Origin of the sequence: Imhoffiella purpurea (genome assembly GCF_000585215.1) — a bacterium.
GTDB classification, from domain to species: Bacteria; Pseudomonadota; Gammaproteobacteria; order Chromatiales; family Chromatiaceae; genus Imhoffiella; species Imhoffiella purpurea.
Window position 1 is genome coordinate 14,738 of record NZ_AONC01000046.1, and the last position, 17,679, is coordinate 32,416.

21 protein-coding genes are annotated in these 17,679 nt (G+C 65.9%); 8 read left to right on the forward strand and 13 right to left on the reverse strand.

Features of this window, described 5'->3' with window-relative positions; translation table 11 throughout:
* The first annotated feature begins 12 nt into the window (after positions 1 to 12).
* Both D779_RS15120 and D779_RS15125 read left to right on the forward strand, forming a co-directional pair.
* Entirely contained in the window at positions 13 to 1,395 is a 1,383-nt protein-coding gene (locus D779_RS15120; protein WP_043755644.1) for a V-type ATP synthase subunit B, read from the forward strand.
* Positions 1,392 to 2,012 carry a V-type ATP synthase subunit D gene (locus tag D779_RS15125; RefSeq protein ID WP_043755646.1) on the forward strand — a complete coding sequence of 207 codons (621 nt, stop codon included), beginning with the start codon at positions 1,392 to 1,394 and terminating at the stop codon, positions 2,010 to 2,012. Before D779_RS15120 ends, D779_RS15125 begins: the two co-directional genes overlap by 4 nt.
* A gap of 15 nt (positions 2,013 to 2,027) precedes the next feature.
* Here D779_RS15125 and D779_RS15130 read toward each other — a convergent pair whose 3' ends face one another.
* The 3 genes from D779_RS15130 to D779_RS15140 all read right to left on the reverse strand — a co-directional run bounded on the left by D779_RS15130 (position 2,028) and on the right by D779_RS15140 (position 3,611).
* Complete coding sequence (locus D779_RS15130; protein ID WP_043755648.1) at positions 2,028 to 2,813, reverse strand: SDR family NAD(P)-dependent oxidoreductase; 786 nt, start codon at positions 2,811 to 2,813, stop codon at positions 2,028 to 2,030.
* 166 nt (positions 2,814 to 2,979) lie between these two features.
* Positions 2,980 to 3,324 carry a HepT-like ribonuclease domain-containing protein gene (locus D779_RS15135; protein ID WP_043755650.1) on the reverse strand — a complete coding sequence of 115 codons (345 nt, stop codon included), beginning with the start codon at positions 3,322 to 3,324 and terminating at the stop codon, positions 2,980 to 2,982.
* Positions 3,321 to 3,611 (reverse strand): nucleotidyltransferase family protein, encoded by a 291-nt coding sequence (locus D779_RS15140; protein WP_043755676.1) that lies wholly within the window; start codon positions 3,609 to 3,611, stop codon positions 3,321 to 3,323. The genes D779_RS15135 and D779_RS15140 overlap by 4 nt, the downstream gene beginning before the upstream one ends.
* Before the next feature lie 30 nt (positions 3,612 to 3,641).
* On the opposite strand from D779_RS15140, the gene D779_RS22325 reads away from it, so the two are divergent.
* Positions 3,642 to 3,851 (forward strand): hypothetical protein, encoded by a 210-nt coding sequence (locus D779_RS22325; RefSeq protein ID WP_157726422.1) that lies wholly within the window; start codon positions 3,642 to 3,644, stop codon positions 3,849 to 3,851.
* Positions 3,852 to 3,904: 53 nt separating this feature from the next.
* Here the strand turns inward: D779_RS22325 and D779_RS15145 are convergent, their stop codons facing one another.
* From D779_RS15145 to D779_RS22685, 8 genes are all read right to left on the reverse strand, one after another.
* Positions 3,905 to 4,735: a squalene/phytoene synthase family protein gene (locus tag D779_RS15145; protein ID WP_043755652.1), complete on the reverse strand. Its 831-nt coding sequence runs from the start codon at positions 4,733 to 4,735 to the stop codon at positions 3,905 to 3,907.
* Positions 4,732 to 5,418: an HAD family hydrolase gene (locus D779_RS15150; protein WP_043755654.1), complete on the reverse strand. Its 687-nt coding sequence runs from the start codon at positions 5,416 to 5,418 to the stop codon at positions 4,732 to 4,734. Before D779_RS15150 ends, D779_RS15145 begins: the two co-directional genes overlap by 4 nt.
* Positions 5,411 to 6,133 (reverse strand): bifunctional 2-polyprenyl-6-hydroxyphenol methylase/3-demethylubiquinol 3-O-methyltransferase UbiG, encoded by a 723-nt coding sequence (gene ubiG / locus D779_RS15155; RefSeq protein WP_043755656.1) that lies wholly within the window; start codon positions 6,131 to 6,133, stop codon positions 5,411 to 5,413. Before ubiG ends, D779_RS15150 begins: the two co-directional genes overlap by 8 nt.
* A gap of 86 nt (positions 6,134 to 6,219) precedes the next feature.
* The gene (locus tag D779_RS15160; RefSeq protein WP_043755658.1) at positions 6,220 to 6,402 is read right to left on the reverse strand and encodes a hypothetical protein; all 183 of its coding nucleotides are present in this window, start codon (positions 6,400 to 6,402) and stop codon (positions 6,220 to 6,222) included.
* A 261-nt stretch (positions 6,403 to 6,663) separates the two neighbouring features.
* Complete coding sequence (gene nadA, locus D779_RS15165) at positions 6,664 to 7,704, reverse strand: quinolinate synthase NadA (RefSeq protein ID WP_043755660.1); 1,041 nt, start codon at positions 7,702 to 7,704, stop codon at positions 6,664 to 6,666.
* Between the two features lie 103 nt (positions 7,705 to 7,807).
* On the reverse strand, positions 7,808 to 10,219 hold the full coding sequence (locus tag D779_RS15170; protein WP_043755662.1) for a penicillin-binding transpeptidase domain-containing protein: 2,412 nt from the start codon (positions 10,217 to 10,219) through the stop codon (positions 7,808 to 7,810).
* On the reverse strand, positions 10,216 to 11,139 hold the full coding sequence (locus D779_RS21240) for a PP2C family protein-serine/threonine phosphatase (protein ID WP_052348170.1): 924 nt from the start codon (positions 11,137 to 11,139) through the stop codon (positions 10,216 to 10,218). The genes D779_RS15170 and D779_RS21240 overlap by 4 nt, the downstream gene beginning before the upstream one ends.
* Positions 11,139 to 12,779 (reverse strand): hypothetical protein, encoded by a 1,641-nt coding sequence (locus D779_RS22685; RefSeq protein ID WP_043755664.1) that lies wholly within the window; start codon positions 12,777 to 12,779, stop codon positions 11,139 to 11,141. The genes D779_RS21240 and D779_RS22685 overlap by 1 nt, the downstream gene beginning before the upstream one ends.
* Before the next feature lie 205 nt (positions 12,780 to 12,984).
* On the opposite strand from D779_RS22685, the gene D779_RS15185 reads away from it, so the two are divergent.
* The 3 genes from D779_RS15185 to D779_RS23310 are packed head-to-tail and all read left to right on the forward strand — an operon-like array spanning position 12,985 to position 15,730.
* Entirely contained in the window at positions 12,985 to 15,453 is a 2,469-nt protein-coding gene (locus D779_RS15185; RefSeq protein WP_043755667.1) for an FtsW/RodA/SpoVE family cell cycle protein, read from the forward strand.
* A complete protein-coding gene (locus D779_RS22935; RefSeq protein ID WP_232424207.1) occupies positions 15,450 to 15,605 on the forward strand; it encodes an AAA family ATPase in 156 nt (51 codons plus the stop codon). Before D779_RS15185 ends, D779_RS22935 begins: the two co-directional genes overlap by 4 nt.
* An 11-nt stretch (positions 15,606 to 15,616) precedes the next feature.
* Complete coding sequence (locus D779_RS23310) at positions 15,617 to 15,730, forward strand: helix-turn-helix domain-containing protein (protein ID WP_232424208.1); 114 nt, start codon at positions 15,617 to 15,619, stop codon at positions 15,728 to 15,730.
* 46 nt (positions 15,731 to 15,776) lie between these two features.
* Here the strand turns inward: D779_RS23310 and D779_RS15195 are convergent, their stop codons facing one another.
* Complete coding sequence (locus D779_RS15195) at positions 15,777 to 16,133, reverse strand: HNH endonuclease (protein ID WP_043755669.1); 357 nt, start codon at positions 16,131 to 16,133, stop codon at positions 15,777 to 15,779.
* Between the two features lie 281 nt (positions 16,134 to 16,414).
* Between D779_RS15195 and D779_RS15200 the strand changes: the two genes are divergently transcribed.
* Together D779_RS15200 and D779_RS15205 are read left to right on the forward strand one after the other, a co-directional pair.
* Positions 16,415 to 16,684, forward strand: a complete 270-nt coding sequence (locus D779_RS15200) for a BrnT family toxin (RefSeq protein WP_043755683.1) — start codon at positions 16,415 to 16,417, stop codon at positions 16,682 to 16,684.
* Positions 16,653 to 16,952 (forward strand): BrnA antitoxin family protein, encoded by a 300-nt coding sequence (locus tag D779_RS15205; RefSeq protein WP_081763547.1) that lies wholly within the window; start codon positions 16,653 to 16,655, stop codon positions 16,950 to 16,952. Before D779_RS15200 ends, D779_RS15205 begins: the two co-directional genes overlap by 32 nt.
* A 92-nt stretch (positions 16,953 to 17,044) precedes the next feature.
* Here D779_RS15205 and D779_RS15210 read toward each other — a convergent pair whose 3' ends face one another.
* The gene (locus D779_RS15210) at positions 17,045 to 17,524 is read right to left on the reverse strand and encodes a hypothetical protein (protein WP_043755671.1); all 480 of its coding nucleotides are present in this window, start codon (positions 17,522 to 17,524) and stop codon (positions 17,045 to 17,047) included.
* Positions 17,525 to 17,679: the final 155 nt, after the last annotated feature.

The window sequence follows — 17,679 nt, forward strand, 5'->3', positions numbered from 1 at the left end:
TGGGGGCTCGTCATGTACGCCAGACTCGTCGGCGAGGAGATCGCCTATCGGGCCGAGGGTCCGCTGCTGTTCCTCGAGCGCAGCCTGGACGTCGGCCTGAACGAGGCCGTGGAGGTCGAGGGCGCCGACGGATCCGTGCGTCTGGGCCGCATCGCCGCGCTGGACCTGGAGTCGGTCACGGTCGAGATGCTGGACGATTCCGCCGGACTCGCGCTCAGCGGCACCCGGGTGCGCTTTCTCGGCGAGCCGCTGCGCTTCCATGTCGGTCCCGGTCTGCTCGGGCGGATTTTCGACGGGGTCGGCAAGCCGCTGGACGGCGGTCCGCCGCTGGCGGCGGCACGGGCCTATCGGGTCGACGGCCATCCGATCAAGCCCTCGGCGCGCGAGGCGCCGGACCAGTATCTGGAGACCGGGTTCAGCGCCATCGATCTGATGAACAGCCTGGTGCGCGGGCAGAAGCTGCCGATCTTCTCGGGCGGCGGTCTGCCGCACGACCGGATCGCGGTGGACATCGCGCGCAACGCGCGTCTGCCCGACGAGGAATCCGAGTCTGGGGAGTTCGCCATCGTCTTCGCCGGGATCGGCATCCCGCACGACAGCGCCGAGTTCTTCCGCGAGGAGATGGAGAAGAGCGGCGCCCTTGCCCGCACGGTGCTCTTCCTCAATCTGGCCAGCGATTCGAGCGCCCAGCGTCTGCTGACCCCGAGATTCGCGCTCACGGCCGCCGAATATCTGGCCTTCGCCGAGGGCAAGCACGTCCTGGTCATCCTGACCGACCTCACCAACTACTGCGAGGCGCTGCGCGAGGTCTCGGCGAGCCGCGGCGAGATCCCCAGCCGCAAGGGCTATCCGGGCTATCTCTATTCGGACCTGGCGACCCTCTACGAGCGTGCCGGGCGCATCCGCGGTCTGCTGGGCTCGGTCACCCAGCTGCCCATCCTGACCATGCCCAACGACGACATCACCCATCCCATCCCGGATCTGACCGGCTACATCACCGAGGGCCAGATCGTCCTCGATCGCGATCTGCATCGGCGCGCGCACTATCCCCCGATCCGTCTGCTGCCCAGTCTGTCGCGTCTGATGAAGGACGGAACGGGCCGGGGACGCACCCATGCGGACCATCCGGCCCTGGCGGCGCAGCTCTATGCCACCTACAGCCAGGCCCGGCAGGCCCGGGTGCTGGCCAGCGTGGTCGGGGAGGACGGGCTCTCCGAGCGGGATCGCCGCCTGCTGCGCTTCGGCGACGCCTTCGAGCGCGATCTGCTGGCCCAGGGCGATGCGGTGCGCACCCTGGAGGAGGGCATGGACATCGGCTGGCGTCTCTTGCGGGAGCTGCCGCCTGGCGAGCTGCATCGGCTGGACGACCGCCAGATCCATGAGCATCTGAGATGACCGACGAGACCCTGGTCCCCACCCAGAGCGCCCGGCTGGAGCTGGCCGAGGAGCGGACCGGTTTGCGCGAGGGCTACCGCTTCCTCGACGAGAAGCGTCTCATCCTGGCCGCCGAGATGCTGGCCGAGATCCGGCGCTACGAGACGGCGCGCCGCGCGTTCGACGCGGATTACGCGCATGCCTGCGACCTGCTGAAGACGGCGATCGTTCGCCAGGGTCTGGATGGGCTGGAGGTCTATCCGGCGATGCCGGCATTGGAGGGGGTGCTGGATGTGCGCCGGCGCTCGGTCCTGGGCGTGTCTCTGGAGGATGTCGAGGTCGAACTGGGAGAGCGGGCCGAGCCGCCGCCGGGCGTGGAGGCCAGCCCGGAGGCCGATGCCTGCCGGGCGGCCTTCGCGGTCCTCGTCCCCAAGGCGGCCCAGTTGGCGGCGATGGCCGCCAACCTGGAGCGTCTGCGCGCCGACTATGCCCGCACCGCCCGGCGTGCCCGGGCGCTGGAGGACGTGCTGCTGCCCGAGGTCGACCAGCGGCTGGCGCACATCGAGGCGGCGCTGGAAGAGCTCGAACGCGAGGAGTCCGTGCGGGCGCGCATCGGCGCCGGGTGGTCGCGTGGATAGTGGCCCGGCACGTGCTCAGAGGAGCTTGCCGGTCGCCGGATCGACGCTGCAGGCCCGGCCGGTCAGGTCCCGGGTCTCGGTGCTCAGCAGCTGGATGTAGGCCTCGGTGACGCTCTCGGGCGCCGGGTGGCTGTTCGGGTCCTCGCCCGGATAGAGGTTGGCCCGCAGCGCGGTGCGCAGAACGCCCGGGTCGATGCTGTTGACCCGGATACGGCTGCTGTCGCGGGTCTCGTCGGCCAGCACCTGCATCAGTCCCTCGGTGCCGAATTTGGCGGCGGCATAGGCGCCCCAGTAGGCCAGCCCGGTGCGCCCGACCCGGTCGGAGGTGAAGACGATGGAGGCGTCCTCGGACAGCCGCAGGATGGGCATGCAGGCCTGGGTCAGCATGAAGGGGGCGGTGAGATTGATGCGGATCACACGTTCCCACTCGCCGGGATCGTAGTCGTCGATCCGGCTGAGGAAGGGGGCCGAGGCGGCGCAGTGCGCCAGACCGTCGAGCCGTCCGAAGGTGTCGGCGACGATGTCGGCGGCGCCGATGAAGTCGCGCTCGCCGGCCGTCTCCAGATTCAGCGGCAGGATGGCCGGCTGCGGCCATCCGTTGGCGACGATCGCGTCGTAGACCGGCTCCAGATCGGCCTCCTCGAACGACGACAGGATGAGGGTCGCGCCCTCGGACGCGCAGGCCATGGCGACCGCGCGCCCGATGCCTTCGAGCGCGCCCGTGACCAGGATGATGCGCTCGCTGAGCCGCTGTCCGCGGTCGTTCGCTTGGGTGTTGGGTTGGTTGTTCGGTTGATCCATTGCTGGATGATCCTCGTCTTGCGGAATATCTCTTGGACGGAGTCGGCTTGCGCTCCGATTCCGGCCGAGTGGGTTGGTGTGATGCCAGCCGGTCGATTCGGTCCGGTCCGGCTGGCTTTAGTGATGCGCGGTTTCCTTGGCTCAACGGGTACAGAAGTGCATCGCGTTATTTGTTGTCGGGGTCTCTATCGAGCATGCCGCGAACGCAGTCTTCCAGTGGCTGTAAGTTGCGCTCGATGACGGCGGCGATGGTGAGCGGGTCGATCTCGCCCAGATAGTTGTGCACGAGGATGTTGCGAAAGCCGCTGATCTGCCGCCAGGGAATCTCAGGGTGCAAGTCCTTCAACGAAGAGGGCAACTGCTGTGTCGCCTCCGACAGCGTTTGCAGGTTGCGAAGCGCCGCATCGTAGAGGACGACGTCTTGGGTCAGATCGCCTCGGCCCTGGATCAGACGAATGCGCGCGATGGCGTCCAGGATATGACGCGCATAGGCTTGCCAGGTCTTGCTCATAATTCGATCGCCTCGGTCAGCACCTGATCACGGATATGGCGGTTGAGTTCGTGCTCAGGGATCAGCTCGACCGTGCGGCCCAGCAGCTCGCTCAAACGCTCGTTCAAGGGGATGCGCTGTGCGAACAGGTCGTAGCCGCGCGGAAACTCGACCACTAGATCCACATCGCTGTCCGGTCCTTCCTCGCCTCTGGCGACGGAACCGAAGACGCGGATGTGCCGCGCGCCGTACTGCTCGCTCAAGGCGATGATGGCTTCGCGTTGTGCCTGTAGGGTTTCGAGTAGCATGGCCGTTATGAACCTGATGAGATGTCTCGCATGAAAGACAATACCTTGACTCGGACCAATCCTCACCTGAAGGACACCGAGAAGGCTCGTCGTCGTCGTGTGCGTAGCTTGGCTAGCTCGACCGCCATTGAAACTGGCGAGTCGATTCGCGTTCTTGAGGTCAAGCTCAACCAGTGCTATCTCGAGTGCTCTCGCGTCAGTCTTGCCGGACCGAATCACAAGCCTGATCCTCAAGGATGAACCGATCCCTGGGTGCTCTTCTCGGATCGATCCGAGGGCGATCGGTTCCAGAGTCAGCGTATCCGCCAAGCATGCCAAAGCTTGCGGATCGGCGTCAGTGACATGCGTTGGTTCATGACGTCGAAGTCGCTGGATTCGAGTTCGGCCAGGAGCCGGTCGCTCAGTCGGGCGCGGATGCGGAGCGTCCTTGGCAGCTTCGCGTGCCTTCCGACGCTCTCGGCGCGCATGGCCTTCAGGTCCTCGGCGACACGGGCAAGGATGGCGCGCAGCTGGGCCTCGTGCTCGTCGAGTCGGATCTGTCGGCGGTCGATTCGCGCCTCTTCGAGGCGGTCGGCTGGCAGGTGACCGTGACGGCCTCGACGCAACGACCAGCCGCTGTCCCGGATGCCTGCGACCAGGCCGCAGTAGGCGCCCAGGTGTCGGGCGGCGGCGAGGGTGCTCGGATCGATGTGGCCGTGACAGCGGGCGGTCAGTTCGAAGAGCGCTCCCATGTCCTGCTCGGCCTCGGCCGCGAGCTCGGCGAAATCCGCGGGCCGAGTCGGTGAGAGTCGCGCGACGGCGGATGTCAGCAGCGACCGCAGCGGTTCGGCCGGCAGCGCATGACGATCGCGGACCCGGGCCAGCGCACGGGTCAGTGGATGCTGCGCGTCGCCGCCGAGGGTGCGTTCCAGTTCTACGGCCCACCAGTCGAGCTTGGCGGCGGCGACCTGGGGCTCGCTGACCTGGTCGGGCGTGCCGGCGATCTCGTGTCGCCAGGCGTGGAGGACGACCAGGTCGTTGCGGAGATCGGCCGGTGAGAACAGCAGGCTGTAATAGACCGAGGATCCGGGCGGGGTGGCCGCGTTGGGGAAGCGCCAGGTGGTTTCGGGTGTCGGGTCTGTCATGGGCCGATGGGGGTCTGGAGCCAGTCGAGCGTGTCCAGCGGGTGGGCGATGAGTCCGTGCGCGCCCCAGTCGGCCGGAGCGGATCCCGTGCCGAGATAGCCGAAGAGCGCGGCGAGCGTCCCCATGCCGGCGGCGAGTCCGGCCTGGATGTCGCGCGCGTCGTCGCCGAGGTACCAGCAGCGGGCCGGGTCGATCCCGATCCGGTCGGCGGCGAACAGCAAGGGCTCGGGGGCGGGCTTGGGCCGGGGCGTGGTGTCGCCGCAGACGATGCAGGCGGCACGGGCGCGGTAGCCGAGTCCCTCCATCAGGGGCTCGGTGAGGAAGGTCAGCTTGTTGGTGACGATGCCCCAGGGGATGCCGCGCGATTCGAGCGCGTCCACCAGCTCGGGGATGCCGGGGAAGGGCCTGGTGCGCTCGACCAGCGCGGGGGCGTAGATCTTGAGGAATTCGGTCTTCAACGGCTCGAATCCCGGATCCTCGGGTTCGAGCCCGAAGCCGACCTGGAGCATGCCGCGCGCACCGTGCGAGACGTGCGGCCGGATCCGCTCGAAGGGCAGCACCGGTTTGCCGTGGCGCAGGCATAGGCGTTCGAGCGCGGCGGCCAGATCCGGGGCCGTGTCCGCGAAGGTGCCGTCCAGATCGAAGAGTACCGCGCCGTCGCGGACTGGCGCCCGCTCAGCCATCCGTGTCGCGCTCGCAGGTCACCAGATAGTTGACGTCCAGATCCTGGGGATGGAGCCGGTAGGTCTGGGTCAGCGGGTTGTAGCGCATACCGCTCATATCGACGGTGCGCAGCTCGGTGGGGCGGATCCAGGCGTCGAGCTCGGAGGGGCGGATGAAGCGCGAGAAGTCGTGGGTGCCGCGCGGGAGCATGCGCATGATGTATTCGGCGCCGACGACGGCCATGAGATAGGACTTGGGGTTGCGGTTCAGGGTGGAGAAGAAGACCTGGCCGCCCGGGCGGACCAGACGGGCGCAGGCCGCGATCACGGAGGCGGGACTGGGGACGTGCTCGAGCATCTCCATGCAGGTGACCACGTCGAATGCGCCCGGCATCTCGTCGGCGAGAACTTCGACCGGGATACGGCGGTACTCGACCTGGACGCCGGTCTCCAAGGTGTGCAGCTCGGCGACGCGCAGCGGCATGTCGCCCATGTCGATGCCGGTCACCTCGGCGCCGCGCAGGGCCATGCTCTCGGAGAGGATGCCCCCGCCGCAGCCCACGTCCAGCACGCGCTTGCCGGCCAGGCCGCCGGCGCCGCGCTCGATATAGTCGAGACGCAGCGGGTTGATGTCGTGCAGGGTCTTGAATTCGCTGTGCGGATCCCACCAGCGCGAGGCGAGTTCCTCGAACTTGCTGATTTCGGCGCGATCGACGTTGGGGTGATGTTCGGTCATGGTCTGTGGATCCGGTGGTTGGTGCTCAATCGGTTCGATATCGCGCGGGTGGCTTGGATGGCGCGGTTCGGACAATGGCCGCCATTCTAAACGAGCCGTTTGGCCGGCGCGCAGCGAGCTTGATCCTGGGTCAGTTGCGCCCGTTCCTCCATGGGCGCGAATCCGCGCAGATTCCGTCCCCGCCAGTTCAGCGCGTTGGACGCCTGCGGATGGTCTCGGTTCAGTCCGATGTACCGGGGGATGGTCGGGGTCATGCTGGGTATCGCCATCTTTTCCCCAGGGGGCGTGAACGTCTCTGTGGATAAGCTGTGCAGACAGCCTCTAATCGGCCGTCCTCGATGAAGAATTCGTGACTGGTCGTCTTTTGATCAACGCCTCGCGGCTGTGGATACAGGGCCGGGATACGTTCGGACGGCAGGGTGCTCGGGTTGAGAAACACATGTCGCGGCCTATAACCTAGTCACGGTTCAGAGAAAACCGAAACACCTGACCGGAAGATGGGCGGTCCTGGCGGATCGCCCCAAGGAAACCTAGCGACGGGCGAAGTCCAGCATGCGGCGAATCGGGACCAGGGCGCGTTCGCGGATCGCCGGATCGATATGGATCTCCTGATCGCCGGTCCGCAGCACCTGCTCCAGGTTCTGCAATGCGTTCATCGCCATCCAGGGGCAGTGGGCGCAACTCTCGCAGGTCGCACCTTCTCCCGCCGTCGGCGCCGGGATCAGCGTCTTATCGGGGGCGATCTGATGCATCTTCCAGAAGATGCCGGCATCCGTGGCGACGATGAACTCGCGGTTCGGCATCTCGGAGACGGCCTTGATGAGCTGGGTGGTCGAACCGACCAGATCCGCCTGATCCACCACCTCGTCCGGCGACTCCGGATGCACCAGCACGGCGGCGTCCGGGTGCAGCTTGCGCACCCGTTCGAGGGCGAACGACTTGAACTCCTCGTGCACCACGCAGGCGCCGTTCCACAGCAGCATGTCGGCGCCCGTCATGCGCTGGACATAGTGTCCCAGGTGTCGGTCCGGCGCCCAGAGGATCTTCTGGCCCTGAGCGGCCAGATGCTCGACCACCGGCAGCGCGATGCTGGAGGTGACGACCCAGTCGGCGCGGGCCTTCACCTCGGCGCTGGTGTTGGCATAGACGACGACCGTGTGATCCGGGTGCGCGTCGCAGAAGGCGGTGAACGCATCGGCCGGGCAGCCTTCGTCGAGGGAGCAGGTGGCGCCCAGGTCGGGCATGAGCACGCGCTTCTCCGGATTGAGGATCTTGGCCGTCTCGCCCATGAAGCGGACGCCGCAGACGACCAGGGTCTGGGCCTGGGTCGTGGTGCCGAAACGGGCCATTTCCAGCGAGTCCGCGACCATTCCGCCCGTTTCCTCGGCCATTTCCTGAAGGTCGTCGTCGGTGTAGTAATGGGCGACCAGGGTGGCCTTCTCGGCCGCGAGCAGATCTCGGATGCGTGCCTTGACTCGGGTCTTCTCGTCCGGGGACAGGCTGGGCCACTGAGGATGGGGCGGCACGCTGATCGGGCGCGGCTTGAGATCCTCTGAGGTCGGGTGGGTCATTCTTCTACTCCGCATTGACAAAGGCGCCCGGCTCGGGTGGTTGGCCGAGTCGGGCAATGCGTTCAATTCTAACGGTTTGTGACGATCTCATGTTGGGCGGCGTTCATTCGCCGGTGTCCGAAGGCGTCTCCGGGAGACGGCGGAGGAGATCGGCGACCATGGATCCGCATACCTCGCCGCCGAAACCCTGGGTATGGGTCACCATGCAGGCGAAGACGAGTGCGTCCCCACCTGCCGGGGGTTGGTGCCAGCCGATCAGCCAGGCGGTGCCGTAGGGCTCCTTGGTGCCCGATCCGTCCGTCCGAGCGACATCGGCCGTGCCGGTCTTGGCGTAGGTGTCGCACCAGATATCGGGGCCGGTCTCGCTGAAGGCCCTGGCCGCGGTTCCGGCCCGAACGACGTCGCGCATGCCGCGTCGAATGGGCGACAGGTCGGTTCCCAGGGGCGTCGGCGACTCGAATCTCGGTGGATTTCCGTTCCAGGCGGCGTCCAGATGGGGGCGGACGATCGCCCCCTGGGACAGAGTGGCGGCGAGGGCGGCCATGCGCAATGGGGTGACCAGGACACCCTGACCGATGGCGCTCTGGGCGATGATCCAGCGCAGCGGCGTGGGTCTCTCTCCGAGCAGGTCGATCCGATCCTCGCCCATCCGCGGCGCGCGGCCGCCGAGCGTCTCTGCCGGGGTGGCGAGCAGCGGCTGGCTGGAGCCGAATCCCAACTGGCGCATGGTGCGGATCAGATGGAGGTCGGGTGGCGGGCGTTCGGTCAGTGGACGCGGATCCCTCTGATAGCGATCCGCGGCCGTTCCGTCGAGCTGCAGCGCCAAGGCCGCGAACCAGGTATTGAGCGATTCGCGCAGCGCGCTGGCGACGCTCAGATCATAGGCGGGCGCCGTTTGTCCCGGACACCTGGCCGTGGGGCGGCCGGGGGATGGCCGCAGCAGGTTCTGGAGCGTCTCCCGACCGAAATTGCCGATGGTGTGAATTCCCCCGGCCGGATGGCCGCCCTCGATGCCCGCATAGGGATCGATGTCTGTCGAGGCCAATCCGAGCCCCGTGAGCCGCTCGAAATCGCGGGCGGAGAGTCCGGACAGCATGCGGGCTACATCCGCCCGATCGGCGCTGGCCTGGAGTCCGGCGAGTGCGATCAGCGGCTTGAAGGTCGAGCCCGCCGCCTGATGGCGGTCCACGCCCTCCCAGGCGCGCATCCGGAGCGGATCGGCCAGCGGATAGACGCGGGAGAAGGCCGCCAGATCCCAGTGGGTGACCTGGTTCATCGGCGGCGGCTGCGGGCGACCGGCGGCGGCCAGGATGGCGCCATCCGGGCGGAGCAGGACCAGGGCGGCCCGGCGCTCGGCCGACCAGGGACCCTGTTCGTCCAGTTCCTCGAGCGTGCCGGTCAGGGCCGCGTTGGCGGCCGTCTGCATCCGGCTGTCCAAGGTGAGTCGCAGTTGGCCAGCGGGACGGGCGGCGCCGAGCATGGCTCCGAGCCCGAAATAGTCTTGGGGTCCATAGCCGACCAATGGTATCAATCCGAGTTGCTCGGCCTCTGGCGTGGGGTGGAGATCCCGATCGAGCAGGGGCAGGCCGTCGGCCGTGGTGACGGACCAGATGGCGGGCGTGCCCCCGCTACCGGGCCGTGGCGGGTGCCAGACGGGTTCGCACGTCCCTTTGTCGTTCTTCTGTTCGAGCACCGTCACTCCGACCCGCAGTCCCTGCGAGTTCAGACTGGGGTTGAGGGCCGGGTGCAGTCGCAGCCTGGCGGACAGTGCCCAGGTCCCCTCGGGCGTGCGCCGCCAAGCGGACTTGGGAATGCGCCATTCGCCCGCCTGGCCGGGCTCTCGATTCGGGGCGAGGCAAGGGGGAGTCGGCCGTTCGCTCCAGATCGGAGGGGGTGCGTAGCCCCGCTGCTGGCCGTTGGGGATCCCTTCCCGGAACTGGCCGATATAGAGGATGTCGAGCGGTAGGGGCTCGGCGGCCTTGAACTCGCCGCGCCATTCGATGCAATCGGATTGGGAGGCCACGGCGGTCCAGGGCGCGAAGCCGAGACGCAATTGCCCCTGGTGAACGTAGCCGAAGGATTCGTCGACCAGTGCCCGGGTGTCGACGAGATGCTCATCCCGGCAGCCGTGGGCCCGCCACACGCCATGGGTCACACCGATGGAGGCGCCGTTGTCGCGCACGGCGCTCAATCGGCGGCTGCGATTCCAGAGTCCGATCTGGTCCTGCAGGCCGGTTCCGGCGGCGGTGCCGTAGAGATCGCGCATCAGCCGCATGTCGGATGTCTCCTGGCGCTCGCCGCGCCAGGCCGCGGCCAGGGCCGCGTCCGGCGGCGGCAGCTGCAGCCGGGCATCGGGACCGATCGTCAGCAGGCCGGATCGGGAGAGTCCCTCGAAGAGATCCTGAGCGGCGGTGCGGGCACCGGTGGCCTCCCGGTCGGGCGGGACGAGGGTCAGCATGTGCCAGGCGATCAGGATTCCGAGCGCGCTCAGCGTGAAGGTGGAGAAGCGGCTCATGAGGTGGATTCCGGATCGAAGAAACCAATGAGCAGGCTCGTGTTGTCGGTGCTGCCCGCATCGATCGCGGCCTGAGCCAAGCCGCCGAGCGCGCCTGGCGCCATGAGATCGGTCGGTGGTGGCAGCCTGCATGTGCCGCCACTCCATAGGCCGTCGGTCGCAAGCATCAGGGGTACACCCCGGGGTAAATGAAGCGTCCGGAGATCGGCATGCCCTTCCAGAGAGGGGAGATCCCGAACGGAATCGAGCCGGATGTCGGGCGAGAAGCCGAAGCTTTCATGACCCTCCGCGTCCATCTTCAGGCCCCAGGCACCATGGCCGAGCGCTTGGGCAAGGCGTCGATCAGGGCGCTTCCGCTCGGCGGCATAGGCCGAGGCATCGATGCGGCCGTCGCGATAGCCGAACTCGGCCAAGGTATGGTCACGGGTCAGAAGCTGCCAATCATCATCCAAGCCGAGCCAGGCACGGCTGTCGCCGAGATGGAGCAGATGGCAGCGGCGGCGGAGGCGGTCGACCTCGGCCCAGATCAGGGTCGTTCCAGGGCTGTTGGCCTGACCCGTGCCGAAGCGGCGCAAGAGATCGTGATGCAGATCGAGGATGGCGTGGCGCTGCGCGATCGCCGATGAGCAGGGCGGCAACAGGCGAAGCGCATCCACGGCCGCCTCGGCGATCTCGCGTCCATGGGCATGGCCTCCCATGCCGTCCAGAACCGCCATCCGGACCCAACGAGCCGACCAGGCCCGGCGGGCTTCTTCCGTGGCGCTTCCATCGCGCAGCCAATGCGCCCTGGCCTGTCCGTCCGATGTATGAGCGATGAGCAGATAGTTGTCCTGATTCTCGCTTCTTCGGCTCCTGAGGCTGATCGCTTCCGTCTTGAAATCGGGGAGCAGCGAGGACAGGAAGCGTCCTATGGCACCCATCAGCCGCTCTTGGAGCGATAGCGCAGCAGATAATGACCCGCCAGCAGGCAATCCCCTGGCGGGATGACCAATGGCCGGTCGTTCCGATCCTCCGGAATGGGCAGGGGCCGATAGTTCCGGTCGAGATGCATGAGCGGGCAGCTCGGTTTGCAAGCCTCGGCCAGTAACTGGTCGTCCTCGACCCAAATCCAGGCGTGGCTGCGCGACAGGCTCAGGTTGTTGAGCGTGAATCCCGGATCCGTTCCGCTGGACCAGAACAGTCCCCTGGGCTGTGCAAGCTGATCGAGCGCGAAATCGGGCCTATTGCCGGGGTTCGCAGGATCCGTGCGTCCCAGCAGGCGCCTCTCATCAGCGGGCGAGTAGAGATCGGGCCGAGGGAGCGACAGCAGGCCATGGCTTCCCGGCAACTCGAAGGGAAGCAGTTTGGCATCGGTTTGGCCGATTTCGACCGGCTCCGCGATCCGGTCGCCAAGCGTCAGGAGCGGTCGGCCGGGAATGGCGAGGGAGATGCCGCGTCCGTCCAGCTGAAGGCGAATGAGATCGTCCGGATGCCGCCCGATCCGCTCCGGTGTCGCCGGTGTACCCTCTGGTTCCAGCCAGATCGTCCACTGTCTCAGTCCCTGATGAAGGGATGGGAGCAGGATGGCCTCGAGTTCCAATGTGTAGGGAGAGACCGGAGAGGGCAGGCCGGGAATCAGTGTGCCCCCGGCGTCGCCATAGGACTGAAATCGAGAGACACTGGCCGGTACGAGTTCCAGCGCCAGGTGTTGAGATTCGTGACCATCGGGGCTGCGAAGCTCGAAGATCCAGCGGTCTCCCTGACGCCGTTCGCTGGCCTGCCATTCGCGGCTGCTGTCGCTGTAGACCGCCCAATCGTTCTCGCCGGTGCGGCGCAAAAAGAGGTAGGTGTCGTCCTCCGTGCGCCAGCCGGGTAGGGGGATGGGGCCGCTTCCCTCCGGCGTCAGCAACAGACATTCCTGGTCGGCATAGAATCCAGGCGGTTGTGCCTGGGCATGCTTGCTTGGCAGCCACTGCAGGGAATCCAAGACCAAAGGTGCCTTGTCGAGGCTTGGCTGAAGGTCGAAGACCGGCTGGTCCTGAGGGTCTGGCAGAAAGACCGCGGGACCGAACAGGAATAGAACCTCGTTTGCAGGCAGGCGCGAATCGGGGCGCAGCAGATAGCGTGGCTGGCGGCCGGTTGGCAGACTCGACTTGAAGTCCTGCTGATGGCGAAAGATGAGGTTTTGGGCCGCGACCTCGATGCGCTCCCCTCCGGTGGTTCGGATGTCCTGATCCCAGGTCTGCCGAGGAATATGGAGGATGACATCGGTGAAGCAGCGGTGCCCGAGGATCCATCGGCCATGGCCGGGGTCGTTCAGACGCACCCAGCGTCGATGATCCTGAAGTGCGCGACAGAGACGTTTGCCGGCCTCTCCGCTGGACGACTCCTGGATATGGCGTCCGCTGCCGCCGCTATTGTCCCAAAGCGCATCCGGGTCGAGCGGATCCTCGACCCCGGTCAGTCTCAATTGCCAGAGCAGATGGTCATTGTAGGGTGGCAGCCATTCATCTCGCCGATAATGATTGGGGGCTCCCGAGCCTCCCAGGGAGTGGCGAAAACGGTCGATGAAATCTGCCATAGAGTATCCATTCCGTTCGAGTTCGACATCACGCAGCATTCATGGCCGAGGTGTCAGCTGATTGCGGTTGCGGCACCTGTCGCCGGTCGAGGCTGTGCTCGGAGACCCTGATCTGTATGATCCGCTGGATGAGTTTGGTGTCCGATTGTCTTTTGGCTTCAGACGTTTGAAGTCCCGAGTCTAACCTGAATCGCGGATTCCGCACATGCATCGAGATCGCTCGCTCGGTCCCTTGTCGCTTTCGCTCTTCCTGCTGCTCGGCTACCTCTACGCGGCATGGCTCCTGTTGGAACAGGCCCCCAAGGGTTCCGTGGTGGAGGCGGTGACGATTGCCCTCGAGCCCGATAGCGACCCTTTGATTCTCGGGCGTGAAGAGCTTGGGCAGCGCTTCGGAAGCGCCTCTGCGGCCCTAGACCATCTGCGCGTGCGTCGCGATCGGACGGGCTGGTGGGTCGCCAATGTGTCCGACCGACGTCGGGTGGATGCGCCAACGTCCCTGCACCCCACGCGTTATCTCCGACGCTGGTCCTTGGCCAGGGGGGATCGTCTGCGTCTGGACGGCGTCTCGATCGAGGTGACGGAGGCTCGGGCCGATCGTTTGGTTCTGTCCGCCCACTCCGGTCGTGTCCGCTGGGAGGCGGGAACACTCTATCAGGATCTGCAGCCCTTCTCCGAATGTCCGGATGAAGGAGACCATTGGTGGATGCGCCACCTGCGCCCGAATGCCGAGCTGGTCTTGTTTTCGATCGGCGGTCAGGTGCCCTGTCCGGTGCGCTGGTCCCTGTCCGCTGTTCCATCGAAAGGGGCCAGGGTGCTTTGGTCCGAGGGACGTTTTTGGCTCGCCCCTGGATCGGCCGAGGTCCGCTTCGCGCGTGCCGGCGAGCAGCAGTGGCGTGGATTCGGCGACCTGGAATGGCGTCTCGACGACCCGGCCGAGCCGACGCGGCGTTTGGTATTGGGGCGTACCAGTTATAGCTTGGACTGGACGGCGGCCGGGTCCGAGGGTTCCGTCCTGAGGCTGGTCCCGAGCGGAGGAACCGATGTCTGGCCAGCGTCGCGCGAGGAGACGCGGCCCGTTTCGCGCGACGAGCGTGTGTCGTCGACCTGGGAGAAGCGAAGCGCGCCAGCGGAGGGTTGGCCGGGGATCGGCGAATGGATGGTGGATCACTGGCCCTGGTGTTGCCTCGCCCTGAGCTTGGCCTTGGTCGCCGGAGCGCTCGAGCTGCGTCGGACCAGGCATGATCGGCAGATACCGCTCGGCGTGCGGCTGGCCGCTCGGGTGCCAGCCTTTCTCCTCGGCATCCTGACCTTGGCGACTGTCTGGACGGGTCCTGTTTCCCCGGTCTGGCTCTTGATGTCGATCGCGCTGGGTTGGGGGCTTGCGACGCTGTTGCTCGGTCTCGGCGGCCGGCTCGCCGGTCCCGTCGGCTGGTTGTGGTCGGCGGCGCTGGGATTGGTCTTGATCGGCGCCCTGGTCCAGGGACAGTTGGGGCTTGGTGGCGACAATAGCCGCTGGCTACTGATCGCCCGGGACCACTGGCGTGCATTGGCCCTGATGGGCTGGCTGATACTCCCTCTGACCCTGGTCCGGCGCGATAGTCTGGAACGGCTGGCGACCCAGCTGACCGATCCGGAGGCATCGGCCGTCTGGAGGCGTTTGCGTCTATTCCTCTTGTCGGGCGCGGTGCTCGTCCTGCTGGCTCAAGGTCTGTTCGGACGCGAGGAGGGCCTGGCCGGCGTTCAGCCCGTCGAGGGCGTCAAGATCCTCACGGCACTGCTGCTCGCCTATGTGGCGCGGCGGCTGTGGGCGCGCCGTGCCGGCCTCGGCAGCTACCATCGCGCCGCGCCGCTGCGCTCCAGCCTGGAGCTGACCGGGATCGCCTTCTTCTTCCTGGCGTTCGCCCTGGCGCTCCTCTGGGCCGTGCATGATATGTCCCCGGCCTTGCTGCTCCTGATGCTGGTGCTTCCCGGGATGTGGCTGGTCGCGCCGCACCCGCTTGGCGTGCCGAGCCAGGGTGCGCGATGGATCCGGATCGGGATCGCCGGGGCGAGCCTGCTGGGGCTCGGTTTCCTGATCTGGATCCACGCCGATCCGGACATGCTGCCGCGCTGGTTTCCGCAATATGCCCGACTCATGGCCTGGGCGCAGCCCGAGCGTTTTCCCGAGAGCGGCTATCAGGTCCGGATGGCCTTGGATCTGGCTGCAGCGGGGGGCTTCATGGGGCCAGTGACCGGTCCCTTCGGCTGGAACGGTGCGGTGATGGGGTTGCCCGTGGTCCAGAACGACTTCATCGGTGCCTTCGTGCTCAATCGCGCCGGTTCCATTGCTGGAATCCTCGTCCTGCTGCTGCAGCTGCTGTTCGCTGGATCCCTGTTTGCACTGAGCGAGCGCCTATCCGCTTGGGGCCGGAGTAGGGATGTCGCCCAACAGGGTCTTGGCGTCTTCCTGTCGTTCGCGCTCTTCGCTCTGGCCTGGCTCTTCGTCGCCCATGCGCTCATTGCCTGGGGCAACGTGCTCGGGCTCCTGCCGGTGATGGGGCAGCCCATGACCTTCATCGCCAGCGGCAACAGCCACCTTCTGTTCTTTGCCTTGCCCCTGCTGCTGATCGGGCTGACGAGTGGCTGGATGATGGTCGGGGCGGATGATCGGTCGTCGAGGTTCGGCAAACCATGAGCACCCCATTGAAGAAGCTCCCCATCGGCATCCAGACCTTCCGCGAGATCATCGAGGAGGGCTACACCTATGTCGACAAGACCGCCCACGCCTGGGCGCTGGCCAGCGGCGGCATGCGCTGGGGCTGTCGCAGCAACCCTTTGCGAACCTGATCCAGACGCCCGTGGCCACCCTGCGCGATTGGGAACAAGGGCGATTCACGCCACCCGGCGCCGTGCTGTACCTGCTGAAGATCACCCTGAAGCATCCCGAGTTGCTGGCGGACCTGGCCGCCTGAGCTTCGACTGCCAGAACCGGTCGGGATGTTTCTCGTACAACCCGCCTCAGCCGGCGCTCAAGAGCCGCCGGACCGCCGGAGGATGCCATTTCCCTTGACGCAAACGCTTTCCGACATGCCGCTTGTAGGCGGTCGGATCCAGCGGATGCTTCGCCTTGTGCCGGGTCGCATTGCAGTAGCGGCAGGCCGCGACGATATTGGACTGAGATGCATCGCCGCCATCGGATCGAGGCAGCAAATGCTCCCCGGTGCACTTGAGAAGCAGCACGAGCCCTTTGGATAGGCCGTGACGTTTCGCAAAGGCTTCGGGATTCTCCAACCATATCGGCGCACCGCAATAGAAACAGCGGCCGGACTGGAGCTTGAACGAACGAGCGCGGGGTTTTGAAAGATTACGGGGCATATGGGGCCTCAATTGGATGTTGAAGCCCGCTCGCCTCACAAAGGCAAAGACGGGAACCAGTCGAGTCACTCGCACTGGCAAAGCCTTGCTATCCGTGACGGACAAGCAAGGAGAGTAGGTGTTCGCAGCCGCACTGGGCTGCGAAATCAGTAAAGCACAGCCCCATAGCACAGGCAAGAGTGCATGCAGCGCTCCTCCTCGAAACCCTACTGCACCCTCCACTTCGTCACCGCGATCGGCCAATGGTTGATTATGCATATAATAATATGCATGATTCGCGCATGGAATTCACCTGGACCAACAGCAAGCGTCGCAGCAACCGCGCCAAGCATGGCTTGGACTTCGCGGATGCGGAGCAGGTGTTCGCCGGTCCGACCCTGACCCGCGAAGATGCCCGCGTCGATTACGACGAGCAGCGGTTCAACACCACGGGTCTGCTGGGCGTTCAGGTGGTCGTCATCACCCATACGGAGTCGGAAGACTGCATCCACGTCATATCCATGCGCAAGGCGGAACCCCATGAAATCGAAGGCTTCTTCTCCTACCTCTGAGCCCCGGCTGCGGGTCGGGCTGAAAGACGCGAGCCGCGAGGAATTCGCGGCCGCCGTGCAGGAACACCTCGGCAAGCAGCGGGTGACGATCATGCTCGACGCGGCTGTCATCGCCTACTTCAAGGCCAAGGCGGGCGAGCGTGGCTATCAAACGCTGATCAATCAGGCATTGCACGAAGCGATGCGCGAGGACGGGCGCAACGGGCAGATGGAAGAAACGCTGCGGCGGGTGATTCGTGAGGAGATGGGGGCGCAGGCGGACGTGTGAACGAACGCCGCTCGGCCAGTCCGTTACCAGCATTCCCTTGCCCTGGTTGGCGTCCGCGATCTGGCGGTGGATCTCGATCCTGTCGGGGGTGTTCAGAATAGCTGGTGCTGCATCTCCGCCGTCTGAATCGCCGGCGATCGCAGCACACCGATCAGAATGAACTGCCGGGGACGTTTCTTCATGTTGCCGACGAAGAGGTGCGGATTCATGGTCGCCATCCGATCCTCGTAATACTCGGCCATCTTCTCCAGGGCTTGACTGGGACCGCCATATCGGCGCTTGTAATGGGCATAGGTAGCCTGCGCCTCCCAGTCGTGGATGGTCATGACGTGTCGCCTTCCTGCCGACTCGAACTCGTAGCGAAACAGATACTCGGGTTTCGGTAAAGGGGTCAGAGATGCCTCTTCCAGCAGACTCATCTGTCGGCGGGCCTCGAACAGGAGTTGCGTGTCTTCGTCTTCATCCTCGGCGGACGCGACCGGGGTCCAGCGAAAGCGCAAGGTTCCCGGATCGGGACGCACGATGCCCAGACTGCGCCCGGTTTCGGCCTGTGCCTCGTACAGCCACGTCAAGGAGGGAAGGACGCACGGCAGCCAAATGGCCGCTTTGCTCTCAGAAGTGGCACCTTTTCCTGATGGCTCTTTCTGCGTTTCAGACAGTTCCGGGATTGGGTGACAGCGAACCGGAGAATCGAGCAGGTCGCGCATAACACCAGCGAGAGGGCTAC